Here is a 20,869-nt window from a genome sequence, read left to right as displayed (position 1 = left end):
TTTCGCTCATTCCAGGGGCGCGGCTAGACCTGATCCGACGCGCTGGACACTATCCGATGCTTGAGGCCCCGACCGCTTTTGCAGCGCAGTTATTGGAGTTTCTAAGCGAGATTGGCCATGTCTGACACACGGCCAGCCTTTCTGTTTGTGCACGGTTCTTGCCACGGCGCGTGGTGCTGGAACTTGGTGATGGCGCAGCTTGAAGCGCAGGGACATGCCTGCCGCGCGCTTGATTTGCCGCCCTATGTGGCAGGTGCTCCGGCCGAGGCGCAAGTGACCCTTGAGGACTACGCACAAGCGATTGTAAACGACATCGACGCACACGGCGGCGCGCCTGTTGTTTTGGTCGGTCACTCGGCAGGCGGCTACGCTATCACAGCGGCTGCGGCCCGTGCCCCTGACAAGATCGCGCAGCTGATTTACGTCTGCGCCTATGTTCCAAGTGCTGGTATAAGCCTTGCCGATTTGCGGCGCAGTGCGGCCGAACAGCCAGTGATGGGTGCGATTGATCTTTTGCCTGATCGGCTTGCTTTCGTGTTTCGCCAAGACAAAGCACGCGCGGCGCTGTTTCACGATTGCCCTAACAGTGTGGCGCAAGATGCGATGACGCGCTTGGTGCCCCAGCCTGTACGCCCACAAAACGCACCCGTGCAAAATCTAGCGCGCGCCAATGCTATTGCACGTAGCTATGTTCGGTGCACCGAAGACCGCGTTATCCCGCCTGTTGAGCAAACAAAAATGACATGCGACTGGCCCAAAGGCGATGTGATCGACATGCACTGCGGGCATTCGCCGTTTTTCGCAGACCCTAAAGGCTTGGCCGAAATTATCCTGACGCGCCGTTAGGCCCGATGCGGGATTGCATCTGAGCCGCACCGCGATACAAAGTGAGCCTACACCCAATTTTCGGAGCTGTAATGCGCGCACGTTTACCAGTGATTTTTATTGTCGCGACCATTTTGATTGATGGCATCGGCGCGGGTTTGATCTTCCCTGTGCTGCCCGACTTGATTTTGGAAGTTACGGGCAAAACCCTATCTGAGGCGGCTGTTTGGGGCGGCGTCTTGGCGACCGGATATGCGGTGATGCAATTCGTGTTTGGGCCGATTGTGGGCAATCTGTCTGATCGCTATGGCCGCAAACCGATTTTGATCTCGGCGCTGTTTGTGCTGGCGATCGATTACGTCATTATGGCGATTGCGGGGTCAATTTGGTTGCTGTTGCTTGGGCGGATCATAGCGGGGCTTATGGCTGCCACATATTCCACCGCATCGGCCTATATGGCGGATATTTCCAAACCCGAAGACCGCGAGCGCAACTTTGGCATTGTCGGTGCGGCCATGGGCATTGGGTTTGCTTTGGGCCCCGTCATTGGCGGTCTTTTGGCCGAAGTCGACACGCGCGCGCCGTTTTGGGTTGCGGGCGCAATGGCCTTGGCCAATGGGGTCTTTGGACTGCTTGTGATGCCTGAGTCTCTGCCCAAAGATCGCCGCAGACCGTTTTCGCTTAAGCGCGCGAACCCGCTGTCGTCCTTTCAATCCGTCAGTGCGCTGGGGGGCGTGCGGGCTTTGTTGGTCGTGTTTTTCATCTACCAAGTGGCCCTGTTCGTTTACCCCGCAGTTTGGGCGTTTTTCGGCCGCGAGCAATTTAACTTTTCAGTGCACGAAATCGGCCTAACGCTGTTTGTCTTTGGGATCTCCATGGGCCTGTCGCAAGCGGTGTTGGTTGGACCAGTGGTCAAACGGTTTGGGCCCTATAAGACCGCAATGTTTGGCATGGTTTTGGAACTTGTGATCTTCATCGCCTTCGCTTTCATCATGCAATCGTGGTTGGTCTGGTTCTTGGTCGCATTGTCTGGCCTTGGCTCAATCGTCATGCCCGCCCTGCAAGGCATCATGAGCCGCGCGGCGGACGACGATCAACAAGGCGAATTGCAAGGCGTTCTTGGGTCCATTGCTGCCTTGGCAACCATCATCAGCCCATTGGTGATGACACAGACCTTTGCGTATTTTTCCCGCGAAGGCGCCGCGATTTATCTGCCGGGCGCCCCGTTTGTGTTGTCCAGCCTGATGATCGTGGCCTGCCTTGCAATCTTGTACAATTGGCGCAGGCACAACCGCTGATCAACGCCTCATAAACAGGAGCGACCGTGACAGAGTTGAAGATTTCCAATCAAGACGCGCGCCATCTGTGGCTGAACGTCAATGGGCTTGCACAAGCCCCCACAGGCCCAATTGATGTCATGGCCTTGGTACATGCTTTGGGGTTTGTTCAGCTTGATACGATACAGGTCGTCTCGCGTGCGCATCATCATATTTTGTGGAGCCGCAATCAAAACTACCGCGAACCGATGCTGGACAAGCTTCTTGCGCAAGACCGCAAGGTGTTTGAACATTTCACCCACGATGCCTCCGTTTTGCCAATGGAATTCTTGCCTATGTGGGACAAGCAATTTCGCCGCATGAAGGACAAAGTCGGACGGTCCTCGTGGTATGGAGATGATCTGAACGATAACCTGTTGGGCGAGGTCAAGCGGCGCATCACAGCTGAAGGCCCGCTGTCCACCCGCGACTTTGACACCAAAGTCGATGGGCCTAAGAAAATGTGGCGCAGACCACCGCATAAAAAAGCGCTGGACTATCTGTGGTACGCAGGCGAATTGGCCACCAGTCATCGGACTGGATTTACCAAGTTTTATGACCTGTCCGAGCGTGTGTTCCCTCAAGAGTTGCAAGAACAAGACCTTGATAACACTGCGCAAGTCGACTGGCTTTGCTCTGCCGCGCTGGAGCGCATTGGCTTTGGAACCTTGACTGAAATTCGAAAATTTTGGGATGCGACCGAGGTCAAAGATGTCTCAGCTTGGGCCAAGCGCGCCGCCAGTGATTTGGTTCCTGTCGCACTTGAAGCATCGGATGGAAGTTGGAGCAAGGCTCTCGCTTGCCCTGACATTGAAGCCCGTTTGAGCACTCTCAAAACACCCACATCGCGGCTGCGTATTCTCAATCCGTTTGATCCCGCAATCCGCGACCGCAAGCGTTTGAAACGCCTGTTTGGGTTTGACTACACGGTGGAAATGTTTGTGCCCGCAGACAAGCGCATCTGGGGATATTACGTGTTTCCCGTATTGCTCGGCGGCACATTCGTCGGGCGGATCGAAGCAAAGGCAGATCGACCCAATGGAACGCTCAATGTTCTAAACTATTGGGCTGAACCGGAGTTTAAGGGTTCGGCCACAATCCGCAATAAACTGGACGCAGAACTGACAAGATTTGCGCGCCTTGCGACCTTGGAAACTGTTCAGTGGGTTTGACCGCTTCTTACCGAGCCAGCAACACGACCATTTCTGGTCGCAGCTGAATTGCCACCGCACGAGACCCACAAGTGGCTTAGACTTTAGACCAACCCAAAGGATGCATCAGGCGGTTGGCCCAGCTAAAGAGGCTTGGCGTCGCGCATGAACATTGGCGCAATACATACAACCATTCACAAAAGAAGCGGACAACGCCCCCAGTTCACGATCCACGTTCTGCAATCCACCCTCAACATACATGATGTCATTGAACAGACGCGTGCGCGCTTCATAACTTTCAGGATCATGAGCCAAGGTGCGCACATATGGCGATACTTTTTTGGCAGAGGGCGTCACCTGCATCGCTTTCAATTGCGCAGGTGTTGCGTCTTCCATCTCGAGCGGTGGCAAATGAGGGGTCCACTTAAGTGGCTTAAGCCTAATATTTGGCAGGGCGCCATTGGCGTTTGTCATACATAATTACCTTAGCAACGAAATCCCATGCGCGATCTGCATCTGAAAGCACACAAAAGCCAGCAATTCCGAAAGGGCTATAATTTGCGGAATCGTGAGGCCAGCCTCTTTGAGCGTTTGAAGATGCGCATCATTCGCCTCGCGCGGCGCAAGCGCGATCATGTCAGCATGGTTTGCAATCGCACGCTGTTGCGGATCACTCGGATCTTGTCCTGAGGCCAGCGCATGCAACGCGTCATCCGAAGGCATCGGGTATTGCGCGATGAGCGCCTCATTGCCTGACTGCAATGCAACACGGCGCGCCACGGCAGCCCGCAAGTTTGGCGATAGCCCGAGGTCATCTTGAGGCGTCAGCACAGAAGTTTCGCACTGCGCAGCGCCAGTAACAAACTGCGGCCGTTTATCGCGCAGCACAAAAGTTGGATCAGAAGGCGCAAGACCAGCGGCGCGATCTATGGCGTCGGGGCGGACGTGTTCTTTTGTCATTGTCCATCAGGCCCCATCACCAAGTTTGGCAACCACAGCGTAATCTCTGGGATTGCCGTGATCAGGATCAACGCGACAAATGGCGGAATAAGAAGCGGCAAGATCGACACCGCAAGACGTTCAAATTTCACCCCAGACACCGCTGACATGAGATAAAGCCCAACCCCCAGTGGCGGCGTGGCGATACCAATCAAAAGCGCCAAAGTGATGATCATGCCGAATTGCACGCGATCGACACCAAAGGCATCTGCAGCAGGCAACAAAAGCGGCAACAAGATGATCTTTGCGGACGTTGCATTCTCGGGGCGAGCGTTGCGGCGGAAGGTCAACGCATTTTGGAACACCCGCACCTCTGCGCTCCCCACTACACAGCCAACTATCAGATGGTACATGAAATCTGGTTGGTTTTGCGATCAATTCCTATTTGCGACGCAAAACTAGGCTCTCAATTTCAAACGGGACTTCAGCATATTTCTCCTTGTCCGCCGGCTTGGCTTCGCCGACCATGAATTTTCCAGGCAAGGCCTCAAGTCGCAGCGGCAAGTCGCCCGAATTGATTTGAATTGTTCCGCGAAACTTGGCACGCAAGGGCGTTTCGGATTTGCGCAAGTGAAGCGCTTGAAGGTGGCAGATATTGCGCTCCGCCCCGTTGAGTTCAAATTCAATACGTCGACGCCGTTTTTGCGCCGGCATTTCAAGGGACACTTTGAAGGCATATGTTCCGGCCTGCGTCACCTCGTTTTCATATATCGTTTGCCCAAAGACATAGGCATCAGACCTGCGCGTTTTGATCGGCCTTGTGAAGGCTCTAAAGGCCGATGTGTCTGTGTTGGTGTTGCGACCAGAGTATCGCGCACGGTGAACCGTGTGCAGCACGCTTCGGACCACCTTTTGCAGCGATGTCATGTTGCTTTGCTCTTTGGCCATCAACATCAAGGCGACACGTTGAGGCGCGGAAACAACACGCCAGCGGCAAATCGCATCAAGCACCGCCTCAGGAACCAAAACCCCGAGATCATTTGCGAGATATGACAGCGCGATGGCAGATTGATGTATCAGATTGCGCCCTTGGATAATTTTGATGAACACATCCCAATCGATCGTTTCTTTCGTCAAGATACTAGCCACATCAACCAACCAATCACTGTGGCTATGCCCATCCCAACCGCCATGCCCAATGGCCATCGCAATTCGTTCTTCTGCAGATGGGACATAAACGTCCAGACCGTAAAACTTGACGCGGCGCGCCTCGCGAAGCAAAGCTTCATCCAGTTCCGCGTGAGAATTTTGCGCTTTATAGGCCGTTTTATGCAAATCGATATCGCCGAACCGACCCTTTTTGAAGTTCCGCGCCCTGATGCTGGATATGCGAGCACGTAGCCCCATAACGCTTTCCCCGCGCGCGCTGTTCCAGCCATCTTTTGCAAGAATTTCAAAGCTTTCGGAGAAACGATCGTCGCTTACAAGCAAATCGAGATCATAGGACGTGCGGCTCTTTTGTTCAGCCAAATCAAGCGCGACACGACAGGCTCCTTTGAGCAAAACAACCCGCACACCTGCATCAATCAACTTTTCCAAAGCGGGCTTTGACGCGCCAATCGCCATACGCGACTTGGTCCAATTCAGTCGCTGCAATCCACACAATCGCGCATATTCAGGATGAGGCGCCAATCGCCGATCAAATCGTGTTGTGATTGTCGCCAGAAGCCGATGCTCCGCAAAGGTCGCATCATCCAAATCTGTATCGTGCAACCACTGTTCAATAGCCGCAAACGCACGATCTTCATCGGGGCAAATGGCTGCTGTGATCAACTGATTCCGTGCGCCTTGGGGCCAAGCCCACGCCAGTCGCGGAAAGCTGCGCGACACAAGTTTACGTTCAGCCTGCGTCATTTTTCGCCTTCCGAGGCCGCTTGTTTCCGGCGTTGCATTGCCAAATAGGCAACGGCCAGATACCCACGGTCTTTTTCGGGATCACGCCCCGAAGAGAGACTTCCAGCAATGGCACGACGCATCACCAGCACTTCGTCAATCGTGTGAAAGTGAACGCCCACTTCGCGGGCACGCGCGAGCCAGTCCACCATATCGCCACGCCCCCCTGGGGGATCAATAATATCGCCAACTTCGTCAAAGGTATCGCGGTAAAAAACAAGATCTGAGCGCAGCAGCCCCGGACGCACTTCGCCAGATGTCATATCTGTCGAGCCATGCTGAAATTGACGATGCTTGGCAAAGACAAAGGAACGAGGGCCCGAATTTTTGAGAATTTGAAGCTGCTTTTCCATCTTTTGGGGCAACCAAAGATCGTCGGAATCCACCGTCGCGACGATGTCACAGCGTGTTGCCCGAATGGCTCTGGTGAATGCTGCACCACTTCCTTTGTTTTCTTGTTCAATCACACGCACGATGCTGGATGCGGTCCGCGCAATCTGCGCTGTTGCATCAGATGATCCATCATCAACCACAACGACTTCGGCAGGCTTGATGGTCTGTGACAAAACAGACGTCAAAGTTTCACCCAGTGTCCGGCGCGCATTATGGGCGGCAATGGCAACGCTGTACTTCATGATCACATCAGCTCCCTAGGAAGAAGAATATCAAAATTCGGTTTGTGGATTTTGAGTGTCGGGTCCGCTTTGCGTCGCTGCAAGCTTTTCATCAAAGCGCGGGCAAAGCATTGGCGCGCCTCATCTGTGTTCTGCGTCACGCCGCCTTTGTGGCGCAGGTAGTAGTGAGTCACCGTGGGTGTTTGCACAAACTGAGTGCCAGATTCAAATATCCGCAAAAGATAATCCGTATCCTCGGCTTGCCTGAGGGACTCGTCAAATTGCCCAATACGTTTAATAAGACTACGCCGGAACAACCCACAGGTTAGGTGGATACTGGTGATTTCTTTTTGGACGGCCTCTTGTGTCGGTGCAAGCGTCTGGGGGTCTAATTCACTCGTGGCAATCATATTGCCGTATGTGACGTCGATGTCTGGCTGTTGAACCAAGATAGGCAGATCAGCAGAAAACCGGTGAGGCAACATGACGTCATCTGAATCCAGAAACGTAACCACTTCGGTGCTGTCCAACAGGTGATCCAACCCAGTGTTGCGCGCCTTCGTGACGCCACCGTTGTCACGCCGAACAGTACGTATATTGGCGTATCTACGCGCCAAATCGGTAATGACATGAGGGGTTTCATCCGTCGATCCATCATCAACAATCAGGATATCCAAATCCACAGTTTCGCCATGCTGAATAAGCGACCGCACGGCCATCTCAAGCGTTTGAGGACGATTGTAAACGGGAATGATCACGGTTGTTTTCATGTCAAATGTCTTCGATGAATTGGCGAATGGTGTCAGACACCTCGCGTGGGTCCGGCCCCAAACTCAGTTGGAAACATGGTAGGTTTCGCGACACCTCTGCAGCCGCTGCATACAAGAGCGCTCGATCTCCGGGAATTTGCGATACCCCTGATGGGGCCAGCGCCAAAAAGGCTTGCTTTGCTGAAATTTCGGCCGTGGTTGTTTTGGCATTCTGCCCGATTTTGGGCAACAATAGAGCGTGCAATGCGATGCTTTTGGGTTGTGGAGCAAGCCCAAGATCGTTGATGTAGAATTGATACTTATCTTGCCAATTTGTCTGTGTTGGCAAGGCCTTGTGCCCCAATAGTCCAAGACGCCTCACACCTGCATCATCTTGTTTCAAGGTGTTAAACAACGCAAAAGCCTGCAACGACTTGGGTTTCACATAAACATAGTCATCGCCGACGGTTTGCAACCCTGACAGCATGCCCGACAGAACGGTCCCAGATTTTCCAGAGCCACCAGCGCCAGCCAATAGAACGCCTTTTTCCCCCATCGCGAGCGTACCCGCATGGATCAGCGCGCCTCCATAGGATGCGAGTTCCCATTGAATGAAGTTGCGCAACGGTGATCCCAAATCCCACGCGGGGTGTTGATCTGGCCCAGTCATGATTTGAAGCCCGGTTGAGGTTTGACGATCAAAAATTTGCCAGTACTTCAACGGGTGGAAATAGTGAATGCGATAGCGCGTGGTGGCGAGCAACGCTTCAATCTGGCGCTCTTCAAAATGCGGCGCATTCCAGTGAAGCGTCGGACAGCCGTTTTGCCCCGCGACACCAATAAAAATGCGCGCTCCGCGATCCTGCGACGGCGCATGTGACGCAACGGCGACATCAACAGCGTTGAGGTAAGGGTCAAGATCGGACATCGCCGCGAAAGATCGACCAGCAATTGTATAGCGTCGCGTCTGACTTGCTGTTTCAAAAAGAGGAGCGCATCGCTCAAAAATCGTGGCGATATCCTCTAAGAGGGTCTCGGGAGACACCTCTAGTGAGGGATGCGTCATGATTGGTCAGCCGGCGCCTTGGGCCACCCAGCTTCTGCGTCAACATCATGAATTGGATCAGACACAATCAAATCGGCCAAATCATCGTAAACTTCAATTGTTGGCGCTTCATCGAGAGAAATCGGTGTGAAAGTTGCAGCTCCGGCAGCGGCATCATCGACCTCGATCAGGTGCAATTCTTGCAGTTTTGCGGCAAAGGCCTGCACAGTGGTTGATGTCTGCGGATCCGTTGAAATTTGTGAGACAGCGTGACCAGTCAAGAAAGCGTCCCACAGTATGGCGCCAGTTGTATTCAATCCAAAATATTGCCCAGAGCCAAGGTTCAAAACGACAAGATCGTCGCCAAACTTTTCATGGACGATGTCCGGACCTGCTGCTTTGTATCGTTCAGTCATCAAAGTCACCACTTCACCGCTTTAATTACGTTTGCACCACTACTTTATAGCTATCGCAACATAACGATTACAATAGGTTATCAAACAGAAAAGGATCGAATTTTTTTGGCAAGTTTGCTTAGGATGCGCTTTTTCCTAAGCGGCGTGCGACAATCATCAATGATATTGCTTTCTATTTTCGCCTGTTCGAGAAGACCAAAGTCGACCATGTCTTCCAAGGGCTTGTCCAAATCTGTTTTCCAAGTTCGGCGCGTGAGGTCTGTTTGTTCAATTTTTTTCCCACTCGACCCCACACAGTTTCGGCAAGACTTTAAAGGGCCTGGGGCATTGAGGAATGCCAGCAAGTCGTCCTGCAATTGAGCACGCTCCGCCAGTTTGAAACCTTCGTCGCCGAAATTCCTGTCCGCAAACTCGCCAATATAAATAGACTGCGGACAGCGGTACAAAGTGCCGTCACGCAAGCTGTAGCACCCCCAAACATTTGCCATTTTACAAGCCTGCCAAATGTCTTCAACCAAAGCCGTATTGTCAGACGTTTGTGACGAAAACGTCATCCGGAAATTGGGATATTTAGATACATTAACCCGCGTGTGAAATTGCTTTCCCTTGCGTTTAAACGCATCAATCTTTGCTTCGGTCAACTTTGACGTTTCATAAAAAGAGATTTCGATTTCGTCCAAAGCGGTCCATCCCTCATCAGAGAGACGATCAAGCAGCATTCCATTTGTCGTCAACTGGACAGCATCGCCGATACCGGATTGTTTTGCGATCAGAATGATGTCCACCAAGTTGGGATTCAGCAGTGGCTCACCACCCAAAATGCGTAACGTTTTGCAGCGAAATACGTCAGCCAGAAGCGTCAGAGTTCTTTGCGTCTCTTCGACAGAAGCATTCCATTTTTTCACGATCGGAGACGCATGATTGCATTGGCGGCAAGCAATGTTGCAGTGATCCGCAACAATCAATTCGAGGTTCAAAGGCGCAACAATTTTGTTGTTCGCAATGGAAGACAAAACACGAGGACTTAGGCGCTTATCATTCACGTTACTTCTCCTGTGATCTTTGCTCGGCTAACGGAGAGCCATTTCTGGGGGGCAAAGCAGGATTAAGCTGCGCTTCGGATTGCATAGTCCGTAAAATCCGTATCTCGAATGTGCCTGTTTAAGTGCTTATACTTAGGGTTAATTTCAATCAAGTTTTCATTGACCAACCGCCGCGAACTGACGGTCTATCCACACGATCAAACGCTTCATATTTAATTCTACAAGATCAGGTTAACCAAATGCTCAGCTTGCCAAATAGTTACCTTAACGTCGGCCGTTCACTGACATCCAATAGTGCGCGCGATCATCTTGATACGCGGGGCGCGTCAACCATTTTGAGTTCAGCATGCTACGCAATGAACAGTGACCGCTTTCGGAAATAGCGTTTCTGGTAGGTTTTCGGAACAAAGCGCGTTTAAACGTTGGACGAACCAGACACCAGCAAACTATCACAAGTCACTGGTGCCTTAATCCTGATTTGGCCACGGCAGACAAAGCAGCCCCCTGACCCAAACGCAGATCACTTATCCACATCGTTTCCTTGTCGTCGGCGACAATGGAGAAGCCGGCTCTTGCATGTTGGCGCGCTCTAGCGAACAACGAAAAACCACGACCACCCAATCAGGAACGCCTGCAATGGCGCGCGGATCAGCAGGTAGACAGGCCCCCATGCGTGGCCACCCATGCCGGTGTGATTGAGCGCGGCATACACATTGACTGGGAAAAATCCGATAAGAACAGCGATCGCGACAAACCCTGCCATTCTGCGGCTTGGGGGATACAAAAGTGCTGCGGCAATTGCCAACTCAAGCAACCCCGTTGCGAGTACCATCAGGGTCGGAAAAGGGGCGAAGGGCGGAAGCATTTGGGTCATGGCTTCGGTCTGGACAAAATGGCCAATCCCGAAGAAAGCAAAGGCAAAAGCAATGCCAAAGGTGCCGCCGATGCGCGTCTTGTCTGCACCTCCGATAACCCGTGCCGTGATGAGTGGAAGGATTAGCAAGCAAAGGATAATGATTGGCGTCGTCATATTTGGGTCTCCTATTCAGAGGGTTGTAGATTGTTTTGATTGGGTCGGTCCGCCTTGCCTGAGTGCAGCTAGGCAGTTTCAAGCAGGTCGGTGCCGTAGGAATTATCGACAGAGCAAAGCCACCCACGGTTTGGGTCTTTTTTGAACACGTAAGTTGCCCGACGTGTGATTGGCTCAGGCGTGTCTGGCACATGAAGAAGCGTTTCCATGATGACCAAGGCCGTGCCAGCCCCTTCGATCACTTGCGCTTGGCCTTGCGTGACCTGCAGCGTGTTCCCAAAGTGCTTTGCGATCGCCTCGAAGGCTTTTCTGATTTGCGTGATGCCTTTAGCGAGTTGGCCGGGCTGGACGACCAGAACCGCATCATCCGCATAAAACTTCATGAGTGCGTCAAAGTCTTCGGCGCTAATGGCGCGGTCGGCTTGCTTGATTAATTCAAGAACTGGTGGTTCGGACATTTGGATTCCCTTTCAAGAGCGTTGATTTTGATGAATGGCAGAATGTCAGTCCAAAGCTGCGCGTCTGGCTTGCGCTGGCAAAATGAGCAGCCATAGACAAAATGCGGCTTCTGCAATCAAAGGCAGGACGTATGCTGGCGTGATGAAACCGTGCAGGTCTGGAGCCACAAAGCGCAGGACGCTTCCGGTCAAATAAACCACCCCCGAGAGACCGACACCAAAGCCCAGAAGACGTGGGGCGAAGCCGGAGCGTAGGATCAAAACTGCCGTCAGGAAGCAGTTCACTGCAAAGAAAATCAGGCCAAGATCATAGCCATGGGCGTGCAGCTCGATGAAGCTCAGCGTGAGTTCTGCGTCATCAAACACTATCGCTGCTTGCAAATTCAGCAGACCCGCGGCAATCAGGCCTGACTGGAGCAGTCGAAAGACCAGTGCCCCCAGTGACAATCCCGCTGACACGGGTTGGAACACAAAGAACAACATCACCGCTAGGGCAGCATCCGCCAGCGCCATCACGACGTCCGCCATGATGGAAAGACGAAACCGCATGATGTCTGCACTGATAGCCTGCGCAGTCCATTCCGCGGACTCAAAGTCGATCAGCGGCCCGCGTAACGCGACTTCAGACCCTACCCCGCACAGAATAATGACAAGGTAACAGACACCCGCAAAGCGCGCCTGCTGGGATGAGATTGGAAGCCCGTTCATGTCATGCCCCCCCTCAAACCACAACGACGTTGCCGCGCTTGCGGCCCGTTTCGACATAACGATGTGCCTCGACCAAATCCGCCAGCGGGTAAGTGCGGTCCATGACCGGCGAAAATTGGTTCTTGGCCATAAGCGCGAGAACCTCTTCCAACTCTTCGCGATGGACTTCGGGCTTGGACAATCCGGCGGCCGCGAACTTGGCCTTCTTGTTGCCGAAAACTCCTGTCGTGACCATGTCCCGCAGCAAAGCAAGGCCCAGCACGGGGCACATGTAGCGACCACTTTTGGACAATGCAGGTTTGGCGGCGCCGAATGATGAAACCCCTAGCGTGTCGAACACCACATCATAGGTGGCACGGTGTGTAAGAGGGTCTTCGCTGTGATAGTCGATAACCTGATCCGCCCCGAGCGATCGCAGAAGATCAGCGTTCTTCGCGCTTGCGCTTGCTGTCACTTTGGCCCCAAGGGCTTTGGCAAATTGAACCGCAGCCGTTCCCAGACCACCGGACCCGCCAAGGATAAGCACGTTCTCACCCGGCTGAACCTGCGCCACCCTTGTCAGAAAATGCCATGAGGTCATCGCGCCATCAAAAAGCGTGGCGGCTTCCTCGTAGGTTACAGCGTCAGGTTTCGACAACACGCTACCGCTTGCATCGATACAAATATACGAGGCATTCGCGCCAAACTGCAGGCCGGCCTCAGCGAAGACCGCATCGCCAACACGAAATTGGGTCACGTTGTCGCCGACAGCAACAATATCGCCAGAAAAACAGGTCCCGACCAGACCAGTGCGCGGCCGCTTGAGCCCCAGAAAAAGGCGAGCAAATTTTGGTTGGCCCGCGCGCATCATACCATCGGCACGTGTGACAGCAGAGGCGCGGATGTGGATCAGAACCTGCCCAGATTTGGGTGTTGGTACTGTGCGTGACACGGGTTTGAGGACGTCGGGGCCGCCGTAACGTGTGACGTCCCAAGCAGTAAATGTCGTTTTCATGATGATCTCCTTGATGAATTGCCAAAGAAATACTGGATTTATTTTGTTACAATAACTGTCTAAGGTGAACCGGATAGGTTCAAAAACGATACAGTGATCATGGATTGGAAATCGCTACCCGCCTTTCTTGCTGTCGCGCGCTCGGGGTCTCTTCGGGCAGGTGCAGAGCAGATCGAAGGCACCCACGCTACAGTCCGCCGCCAGATTGAAGGTCTGGAGGCCCAACTTGGCACGACACTTTTTCGCAGGAACGCAGCGGGGCTGACGCTTACGCCTGCTGGGCGGCGTTTGCTGCCTCAAGCACTCGAAGCCGAGGCGGCCTTGCTAAAGGGGTTCAGCGCCGTAAAGGGCCTTGATCGCGAAGCGTCAGGGCGCATTCGATTGTCCGTTGATCCGCTTACAGCGCACTACTTGCTTGCCCCCGTTTTGGCAGACTTTGCAACGCTTTACCCTGAAATTGAAATCGAATTGAAGCTATCCTATTTCATTGATTCAATTGAAAAAGACGAGACCGACGTGTCGATTCGGCATGTTGTGGACGTAGACGAAGACGCGGTTGGCCGTAAATTGTTTCCGTCATCCATCGGCGTGTTCGCGTCGCAAGACTACATTGACCGGAAACTGCCCGAAGCCGGACCCAAAGGCAAAGGGCTGACTTGGATTGGCTACGGCGATATACCAGAGTTGCAAGCAATGATCGACGCCTCACCATTTCCACACGCGCGCGTCCGTCACATTGTGCAAGACCCGCAAATGCACCTACACCTCGCACGGCATGGGGCTGGCATGGCGTTTGTTTCCAGCTGGGTCCCAACAGTCTTTCCCGAGATGCGGCGGGTGCCTGGCACTGAGTTGGATCAACGAAGGTCAACGTGGATACTGCTGCATGGTGACCTGCGCCGCGTACGCCGCGCGCGACTGCTTGTCGACTATCTGTCCAGTGCGTTACTCGAACGCCGAGCAGATTTCATCGGGCAATAGGCTTCTCTACGTTTTGAAATCCAATTGATTGGGCAGTGCGACAAGGACGGCCCAGTTCTGCCATTGGAAACCTCTGTGGCTAAAGTCGGGTTCGAGCTTAGCTTACGCCTTTTTTGAAAAGTCTGTATGTGGAATATTTAGCGCTGACGGCAGTTTAGTGGTCATCAAACAATTGAATAGCGCCCAATACCGGCACCAGAATGTCATCACTTGACCATGAAATGCCTGTGGCGCGAAGGGTTCTAACGCGCCGTAACCCCTTGGTTGGCTGGACCGACGTTCCAAACGCTTGATAAGGCGCGAGCGAGCGGAGCCCTTGAACCAGCCAAGTTTTTGTCTTCACTTTTGACAAAACCTTCTCAAGGTCGAAAGCCAATTCGGTATTCTGACGCAACCCCAAAAGGATTTTAGGATCGATCGTATACCCAAATTTTCCGCCGATTTCGCGCGCACGTTCGCCCGCCAAAGTCATGAAGTCATCGCGTCCCTTCAGTCCCTTGGGCACATTTTCGTCGAGCCCCTTCCAAAAAGAAGCTTCGTTGTCCGCCCATAGGGGAATGATTTTTTCCCATACAGCGAGGGATTCATCTGCTTCGACTGACCATTTTTTGGGTAAATCAAGCAGCATCAAATTTGAAAACTTGAGCCTAGAAACGTTTTCCATGAGAAGCGCTATCATTGCGCCCCAACCTTGGCCGAGGATACTCGCATCTGAGATCCAATGCGCGCGCATGACGCTTAGAAGGACATCGACATAGACCAGACCCGTGTATTGGTCAGCTTCCAACGCCGCGCTCTTGCCGCGACCAGGCAGGTCAACAGCGACAACGCGATACCCCATTTCGGCAAGCTTCGGCGCCAGGGGGATGAAATCATCGGCCCGCCCGAACATGTCATGAATCAGAAAAATGACCTTTTTGGGGTTTTCAGGCTCCCAAATGTCGACATTGATATAGCTATGAGCACCTTCGATCTCGACCATTATCGGTTCACAGAACGCGTTGACGCTAGCCTCGAGCATTGGTGACATCCTTCAGTCGTTGCTCGATCAACGAGACGCGATCGTCTGGGGCATGATTTTGCCACTGCGCCGTCGCGGCACGGCTGCGCTCTAGCCAAAACTCTTCATCTGTTGTCAGCCTCGATATCGCCGTAACCCAAGGTAGGGCGACGGAGGGCGGTGGTATCAATTGATGGGTGTCTTGCAATGGCTTCGGAATATCGAACAGCAGTGCGCCGTTCCCCAAGTGCTCTGGCAGTCCCCCGTGGTTCGCGCTCAATACCGGTATGCCCAAGGACAAGGCCTCAATGGCCGTTCGCCCCCCGCTTTCATGCCAAAACGATGGCATAATCAGTACGTGGGTACGCGAGAAAACATCTTTCATATCAGACTGTAGGCCAATACGGCGAATGTTGCGCAATTGCGAAAACGGGAGCCCGCTTGAGGATTGAATCTTGTCTAGATTGGACCGACTTTCCACAACCAAAAACTTTAGGGATGGCTGCATTTCGCTCAGCATCTCAGCTATGCGATAGAATAAAGTGACGCCCTTTGAGTAAGACGGATTGATGAAGGTGACATGCCTCATATTGCCCTTTGGGGGCGAAGCATCCGGCTTCATCACAAATTTTCCAATGACCGTTGTCTCTAACTGCAAACGCTCGCGGTAAAGGTCGTGGGTGGCACGCGAATCCGTGAACACAACATCGACATTTTCGAATGCGTCATGGCTTTTGTACCCTGGGTGCGCAAGATAAAAGGCCGACGCAATGCCTGCCTCTTTTAGTAGTTTTCGGACGCTGCTCTCGTAGTCGGTCGCCCCGTATGTCAGGACAGCATCAGGGCGAAAATCATCTAAAATTTGGCGAAAGCGCGCGGTCGCTTCTTTGACTGTGTCGTCGTTCATCTGTCTAATGCTATGAACACCAACAGAGTGGGCAAGGTGAACGACACCTCCATCATTTAGCGTCCATAAATCATTGGCGCTATCCAGCTTAAAGCCGCTCCAACGCAGCATTTCTTCCGCAGAGGGCTTTTGGCCTTTATCAAAACCGGCGGCAGAAAAGGCCATCACGTCATGACCACGCTCAGAAAGCAGTCGGAGTATGGTACGGACAGAAATCGCAGCCCCACTCGCGGGGTCGATGAGGCAAGAGAGCGATGTAAATAAGATGCGCAAGTGGGTCTCCAGCTCTGTTTAAGGGAGCGGCTTCAGGATCAACTTCGTTCCATCTTCTTGCCGCATGCTGGCATCCCAACGCAACCCAATGTGGTCGGATTTTGGCGTTTGAATCGAAACACTTTCCAAAATTACGGCCAATGCAGTGAGCGCTTCAAGATTGGCGAAACGTGCGCCGGGGCAAATACGTTTTCCATCCCCAAAGGGTACGAAATTCAACGCTTTTTCTTTTTGGAGCTGGCCGTTTGGATGTCGATCAAGGTTCACTTGCAATGGGGCGTCAAAAACATTGGTATCGTGTTGGATACCGATCATGGAAATGAGAACCCTACTGCCCTTCGGAATCTTTAAATCACCGACTTGATCGGCGCTTGCTGCCACGCGACTGACGAGCGGAATTGGAGGGAAGATACGCAAGGTTTCGAGCAAGAATGCGTTCAATTCAGTCAGGTTCAGAAGTGCGTCAGCGCTGAGTGGGCCGTGTTGCGAAGATTCTCGAATTGAGTCACGCAAACGGGATTGAAGGTCTTGGTCTTGTCCCAACAAAAACATTGCCCACGTGATTGCCGCGCTTGTGGTGTCAAACCCCGCAAATAGCATTGTTGACAGCTCACCGAATATATCAACTTCGCTTGGGTCCGTTTGTGCAAGGGTCGAGAAAAGGCTGTCCTCTTGGTCGGCTTTGCGTGCCCTTAGCATTGAATTGAAACGGTCCAAAAGACGGGCTCTGGCATCCTCGGCATCAATTTGAAGCATGGCATAGTCGATGCTTTCGCCTTGCGGACGTGGAAAGTTTTCCCATGAGGCAAGATTTAGAATGAGACGAATGTCATCAATTGTTTGGCTTCCCCAGTCTTCGACCTGAAAGCCAAGCACCACTTCACAGAGCGTTTCCGCGGCTGCGAAATCTATAGCGTCATTGACGGGTTGAGCTGTTCCATCTGAGGCCGCAACCAATTTATCAATGGCTGACTGGAAGAAGCCACGCGTGTACTTAACGATGTCATCTGCTTTTGCCGCCGTAATGTGGGGCTGAGAGAAATCGCGCAGTTTGCGCCATTTTTCACCGTCCGTTGTCAGCCTACTTTCCCCGAAAAGGCGTTTGTAGCTGCCGAAATACTTTTGGTAATGCCCCTGCGGATTGCGCAGGATCTCGCGCGCGGATTTCGAGCTTTGAACAAGCGGAAACGTCACGCCTCCCAGTTCGAGGAGGACATCCTGACCGGGACGATGCTTGGCAATTTCATAAAGAACACTACAGGGACTTTGCTGCCACGCGTTTGCAAGAGGTGTTCCAGAAGTCAGAATGCGTTCAGTCAACTTAACCGCCTGTCAAAAAAAATGTGCCCCACCCTTGGGGCACATAATTGTAGAGCGAGAGCTCGTCACAGAAAGATGTTCATCAAAACTGTGTCGAGAAGCCAACATAGACGCCTTTAACAAGCCGAGGGCTTCCATAGTCGTCGTCATTGTCTGTATCGGAAGGCCAGTCGACATTCCAAAGTTGCTGCATTTGGAATCCAGCCGATACTGTCGCAGTGTCAGTCAAATAGTAGTCGACGCCGATCCGCGCATCCAGACTCATAGCATTCTGTTTTTCAGAGTAGCTGCTGCTATAGCTAGAGCTCGATCCGCCAGACGAGTAGCTTGAGCTGTAGGTAGATTTAAGTGAACCTAACAAGAATGCAGCGGCAACGTCGCCGGACACACCGAACTGGCTACCACTCGGGCGCGTCGTAAACTCGGCCCCAACACGTGGACCAATGCCGACATAGGTATCCGTTGCTTTGTCGGTGAAAGAAGCGCCAGAACCACTGCCGAACTTGTCTTCATACACTCCGCCGATGGACAACGACGATTTGGTCGTCAACGCGCGAGCGCCATAGAACCAACGCAAGTCCGTAGCTCCTGAACGAGAAGTGGTGCCACGTTCATAATCCAACGCTGCAAATGTGAAGCTTTCGCTGCCAGTGTAGGTTGCGAAGCTAGAGCCGAACCCACTACTAATACTGAAAGCGTCATGATCAGCTGTCCCGAAAGAGAGACCAAACGTCATGTCCTTGTTAGGGGCCGTTTGGCGTGACAACGAGAATGATCCCATGAACGAAAGCGCGTTGTCGTCAGTGCCTAGTTTATCTGGTGCGCCGCTGGCCTCGAACTTGTCATTCCAGACGCTGTTGGTCCCGCCGATACCGCCTTTAACATCTAGTGTATAACCTGATGGTACTGATTCCCCATCAGCATAGGCCTGCTGCCCCCCTGCAACGATCAGTGCGACAGATGATACCGATCTCATCAATGTATGTGCACGCATTATGAAAACTCCTGGTTCAAATTGATTAAGAAACTGTTAGCATAAATCCGCTCATTGAGGAACTCTTAATTTTCTCTCACAATCAGGGGCCGTTTTGCTTCATTGCAACGCGTAACCACAGGCTTCCATTTCTGGGCCACAGGCCTCAAAAATCCGCTCTTTTTGAGACTGCGACAGTTTCTCGTGGCCTTCTCCAGTCCGACCTGATCGAAAGAAAGCTTTGGTATTTCTGGGCCTTTCTCGGAAACCGTGCTTTGCCTCGGCAGCCTGAAGTGCCTGCAATGACGTAGCCTCTAGCGCCGCCGCCAGTTTCTTGTTGTCGATCGATAGGCGCCACGAATTTAGCAATTTTCGAAACTCGTTTTCCGGCTCAGAAAGCAGGTCCTCGTACCGTAATATAGTACAGGGCAATTGCCGTTGGTTGCGCCATGACGAAACATTCTGGGACCAAGACCCCGACACGAAATAGCTGCCATTCGGCATGCGCGGAAGAATGCGGTCCTTTGCAAGCACCCAATCAATTGCCTGATCGTATGACACGTCCCGAAAGGCTGCATAGGAAATCACAATGTCGAGGGGGTTGCGGACGACATAGACAGCTGCGGCGCTGTCGTTCAAGCTGACGGTTGGCGTGCCATGATGAACACCATACCAATTGTGCGTTTTTACAAAGCAATAGCTTTGCGCTCTACTGGCGATCAATTGCTGCGCGAGAGGCCGCGCCCTTGCAAGTGCCTCATCCGATAGGTGTGCGGCCCGTATCGGCAAAAAAGGCTGATAGAAGTCGCCACTGTTTTCGTTCGGGGCGAATTGCTGCACCGCATTTATCTCCGAGACGTTCTGCGCCGCGAAGTAATGCATCAAAAACATGCGCATCCAAGTGTTTCCGGACTTTGGATAGGACGCGATCCAAACAATTTTTCCCAACAAACAGCTCCGCTTTTCTTACCCTAGCTGTCCGAACTCACGTTAAGCACATTGCTTTTGCGCTCAGGTCTAACGACGCCGTCATAGCCACGCTTGAAGAAGACACGCTTACCTTTGTTCAATTCGCGTGCGCCGCGCATCAAACGAATTGTGACTTTCGCATCTGACACCGCAACAACAGTCAAAGCGGCAGCGTCACTGTCGGCTTCAGCTAAGGGCCGCAAAATTGCACGGTTTTCCATCCACTCTTCGCCCGTGCTCACATTCGTATGCAGCCAACCAGCGTAGCCGACAATCTGGTCGTCGCAAATACCTGCCAGATTATTACCGTCGCGTAGCTGTCGACGCACGACCCCAGCTATCGCGCCAAGTTCAAAGCTTGAAAAAACGTCGGATTCGGCGAGAAAATCCATCACCATGCCGAAAGCTTCATATGAAGCAGCCAAGCAGACGACTTCAGTTTTCTGTGTGTCTTGGCTCATTTTGCTCGTCCATTTCGGGGTTAGTAAGTCATCCAATTGGGTCGCAACTTGCCGAATGTTATGGCATTACGCAACCCTAAGACTTTGCCTTTCATTGTCGCAAAAATTCCTCGAAACGAACTCACACCTTTCGCCACGTACCGCTGACAGACAGCTCTAATTGTGGCACGCCCGATTTTTCGGCCCGAAGCGGACTCTGCAACACACCTACGCGAACGTCTACTTTCCGCTCGTTGTGTCGAAAGCTATTCGCCGAAGGAAAATCTTCAGGCTCAAAATTTTGCCATTTGCAGCAGCGACGCTAAGGGCGACTTTGGGGCACCGCCCGCTCAAGCCTCAATTTGTTGACAAATTTGAGCCGCCCTTTGGGTTCCGTCTCGAAATTCAATGAACAAAAAATCCGGCAGCGAGACGATGCAATCGGTAGAAGCTGCGCCAGCGAAGTTTTTGTTTTTTGTCACATGACAAAATGAAATTATTGGCGATCCCTTGAGGACTCGAACCTCAAACCTGCTGCTTAGAAGGCAGCTGCTCTATCCAGTTGAGCTAAGGGACCACTGTTGGCCCAGTTGAGCTAAGGGACCACTGTTGGCGTTTTGCGCGAGTGTGACGGGATTTTCAAGCCAAAACGATGAGAAAAGTGACGCCAAATGGCAGCGCCCTTCTCAGACCCCAACCTGCCGCTGGATTTGGGCCACGCCATGCGGGCTCAAACGCCCGCTTATTCGGCGGGTGCTAGGGGCG

The 20,869-nt window shown here is 52.7% G+C and carries 23 protein-coding genes and 1 tRNA gene; 4 read left to right on the top strand and 20 right to left on the bottom strand.

What is annotated here, in order from left to right:
- Window positions 1–117: 117 nt before the first annotated feature.
- From ABF287_RS10260 to ABF287_RS10250, 3 genes are all read left to right on the top strand, one after another.
- Window positions 118–846, top strand: a complete 729-nt coding sequence (locus ABF287_RS10260) for an alpha/beta fold hydrolase (protein ID WP_347184915.1) — start codon at window positions 118–120, stop codon at window positions 844–846.
- A 71-nt stretch (window positions 847–917) separates the two neighbouring features.
- Window positions 918–2,123 carry a TCR/Tet family MFS transporter gene (locus tag ABF287_RS10255; protein WP_347184914.1) on the top strand — a complete coding sequence of 402 codons (1,206 nt, stop codon included), beginning with the start codon at window positions 918–920 and terminating at the stop codon, window positions 2,121–2,123.
- A gap of 26 nt (window positions 2,124–2,149) precedes the next feature.
- Window positions 2,150–3,313 carry a crosslink repair DNA glycosylase YcaQ family protein gene (locus ABF287_RS10250; protein WP_347184913.1) on the top strand — a complete coding sequence of 388 codons (1,164 nt, stop codon included), beginning with the start codon at window positions 2,150–2,152 and terminating at the stop codon, window positions 3,311–3,313.
- Between the two features lie 105 nt (window positions 3,314–3,418).
- Here the strand turns inward: ABF287_RS10250 and ABF287_RS10245 are convergent, their stop codons facing one another.
- The 13 genes from ABF287_RS10245 to ABF287_RS10185 form a co-directional block, all read right to left on the bottom strand.
- Window positions 3,419–3,766, bottom strand: a complete 348-nt coding sequence (locus ABF287_RS10245) for a peroxidase-related enzyme (RefSeq protein ID WP_347184912.1) — start codon at window positions 3,764–3,766, stop codon at window positions 3,419–3,421.
- A 6-nt stretch (window positions 3,767–3,772) separates the two neighbouring features.
- Window positions 3,773–4,252: a hypothetical protein gene (locus ABF287_RS10240; RefSeq protein ID WP_347184911.1), complete on the bottom strand. Its 480-nt coding sequence runs from the start codon at window positions 4,250–4,252 to the stop codon at window positions 3,773–3,775.
- Window positions 4,249–4,602 carry a TRAP transporter large permease subunit gene (locus ABF287_RS10235; RefSeq protein WP_347184910.1) on the bottom strand — a complete coding sequence of 118 codons (354 nt, stop codon included), beginning with the start codon at window positions 4,600–4,602 and terminating at the stop codon, window positions 4,249–4,251. The genes ABF287_RS10240 and ABF287_RS10235 overlap by 4 nt, the downstream gene beginning before the upstream one ends.
- A gap of 70 nt (window positions 4,603–4,672) precedes the next feature.
- Window positions 4,673–6,145, bottom strand: a complete 1,473-nt coding sequence (locus ABF287_RS10230; protein WP_347184909.1) for a nucleotidyltransferase family protein — start codon at window positions 6,143–6,145, stop codon at window positions 4,673–4,675.
- Window positions 6,142–6,819, bottom strand: a complete 678-nt coding sequence (locus ABF287_RS10225; RefSeq protein ID WP_347184908.1) for a glycosyltransferase family A protein — start codon at window positions 6,817–6,819, stop codon at window positions 6,142–6,144. Before ABF287_RS10225 ends, ABF287_RS10230 begins: the two co-directional genes overlap by 4 nt.
- A 2-nt stretch (window positions 6,820–6,821) precedes the next feature.
- Window positions 6,822–7,568: a glycosyltransferase family A protein gene (locus ABF287_RS10220; RefSeq protein WP_347184907.1), complete on the bottom strand. Its 747-nt coding sequence runs from the start codon at window positions 7,566–7,568 to the stop codon at window positions 6,822–6,824.
- Window position 7,569: 1 nt separating this feature from the next.
- Complete coding sequence (locus ABF287_RS10215; RefSeq protein ID WP_347184906.1) at window positions 7,570–8,475, bottom strand: hypothetical protein; 906 nt, start codon at window positions 8,473–8,475, stop codon at window positions 7,570–7,572.
- A 134-nt stretch (window positions 8,476–8,609) separates the two neighbouring features.
- A complete protein-coding gene (locus ABF287_RS10210) occupies window positions 8,610–9,008 on the bottom strand; it encodes a PqqD family protein (protein WP_347184905.1) in 399 nt (132 codons plus the stop codon).
- 80 nt (window positions 9,009–9,088) lie between these two features.
- Entirely contained in the window at window positions 9,089–10,051 is a 963-nt protein-coding gene (locus tag ABF287_RS10205; RefSeq protein ID WP_347184904.1) for a radical SAM protein, read from the bottom strand.
- Window positions 10,052–10,640: 589 nt separating this feature from the next.
- Window positions 10,641–11,081 (bottom strand): hypothetical protein, encoded by a 441-nt coding sequence (locus ABF287_RS10200; protein WP_347184903.1) that lies wholly within the window; start codon window positions 11,079–11,081, stop codon window positions 10,641–10,643.
- Between the two features lie 68 nt (window positions 11,082–11,149).
- The gene (locus ABF287_RS10195) at window positions 11,150–11,539 is read right to left on the bottom strand and encodes an SgcJ/EcaC family oxidoreductase (RefSeq protein ID WP_347184902.1); all 390 of its coding nucleotides are present in this window, start codon (window positions 11,537–11,539) and stop codon (window positions 11,150–11,152) included.
- Between the two features lie 45 nt (window positions 11,540–11,584).
- Window positions 11,585–12,247 (bottom strand): DUF4386 domain-containing protein, encoded by a 663-nt coding sequence (locus tag ABF287_RS10190; RefSeq protein WP_347184901.1) that lies wholly within the window; start codon window positions 12,245–12,247, stop codon window positions 11,585–11,587.
- Window positions 12,248–12,260: 13 nt separating this feature from the next.
- Window positions 12,261–13,241 (bottom strand): NAD(P)-dependent alcohol dehydrogenase, encoded by a 981-nt coding sequence (locus ABF287_RS10185; RefSeq protein ID WP_347184900.1) that lies wholly within the window; start codon window positions 13,239–13,241, stop codon window positions 12,261–12,263.
- A 99-nt stretch (window positions 13,242–13,340) separates the two neighbouring features.
- On the opposite strand from ABF287_RS10185, the gene ABF287_RS10180 reads away from it, so the two are divergent.
- Window positions 13,341–14,222 (top strand): LysR family transcriptional regulator, encoded by an 882-nt coding sequence (locus tag ABF287_RS10180; protein ID WP_347184899.1) that lies wholly within the window; start codon window positions 13,341–13,343, stop codon window positions 14,220–14,222.
- 154 nt (window positions 14,223–14,376) lie between these two features.
- Here the strand turns inward: ABF287_RS10180 and ABF287_RS10175 are convergent, their stop codons facing one another.
- The 7 genes from ABF287_RS10175 to ABF287_RS10145 all read right to left on the bottom strand — a co-directional run bounded on the left by ABF287_RS10175 (window position 14,377) and on the right by ABF287_RS10145 (window position 20,681).
- On the bottom strand, window positions 14,377–15,243 hold the full coding sequence (locus ABF287_RS10175; RefSeq protein ID WP_347184898.1) for an alpha/beta fold hydrolase: 867 nt from the start codon (window positions 15,241–15,243) through the stop codon (window positions 14,377–14,379).
- Window positions 15,230–16,402 (bottom strand): glycosyltransferase, encoded by a 1,173-nt coding sequence (locus ABF287_RS10170; protein ID WP_347184897.1) that lies wholly within the window; start codon window positions 16,400–16,402, stop codon window positions 15,230–15,232. The genes ABF287_RS10175 and ABF287_RS10170 overlap by 14 nt, the downstream gene beginning before the upstream one ends.
- 18 nt (window positions 16,403–16,420) lie before the next feature.
- Window positions 16,421–17,722 carry a cytochrome P450 gene (locus tag ABF287_RS10165; protein ID WP_347184896.1) on the bottom strand — a complete coding sequence of 434 codons (1,302 nt, stop codon included), beginning with the start codon at window positions 17,720–17,722 and terminating at the stop codon, window positions 16,421–16,423.
- 82 nt (window positions 17,723–17,804) lie between these two features.
- Window positions 17,805–18,716, bottom strand: coding sequence for an Lpg1974 family pore-forming outer membrane protein (locus ABF287_RS10160; protein WP_347184895.1), 912 nt, complete (start codon window positions 18,714–18,716; stop codon window positions 17,805–17,807).
- Window positions 18,717–18,815: 99 nt separating this feature from the next.
- Window positions 18,816–19,643, bottom strand: coding sequence for a sulfotransferase domain-containing protein (locus ABF287_RS10155; protein ID WP_347184894.1), 828 nt, complete (start codon window positions 19,641–19,643; stop codon window positions 18,816–18,818).
- A 23-nt stretch (window positions 19,644–19,666) separates the two neighbouring features.
- The gene (locus ABF287_RS10150) at window positions 19,667–20,125 is read right to left on the bottom strand and encodes a hypothetical protein (protein WP_347184893.1); all 459 of its coding nucleotides are present in this window, start codon (window positions 20,123–20,125) and stop codon (window positions 19,667–19,669) included.
- 479 nt (window positions 20,126–20,604) lie between these two features.
- Window positions 20,605–20,681, bottom strand: a tRNA-Arg gene (locus ABF287_RS10145).
- Window positions 20,682–20,869: the final 188 nt, after the last annotated feature.

Origin of the sequence: Pacificibacter sp., assembly GCF_039769035.1 — a bacterium.
Lineage (GTDB): Bacteria > Pseudomonadota > Alphaproteobacteria > Rhodobacterales > Rhodobacteraceae > Celeribacter.
This window is presented reverse-complemented; position numbering and strand designations above follow the sequence as displayed.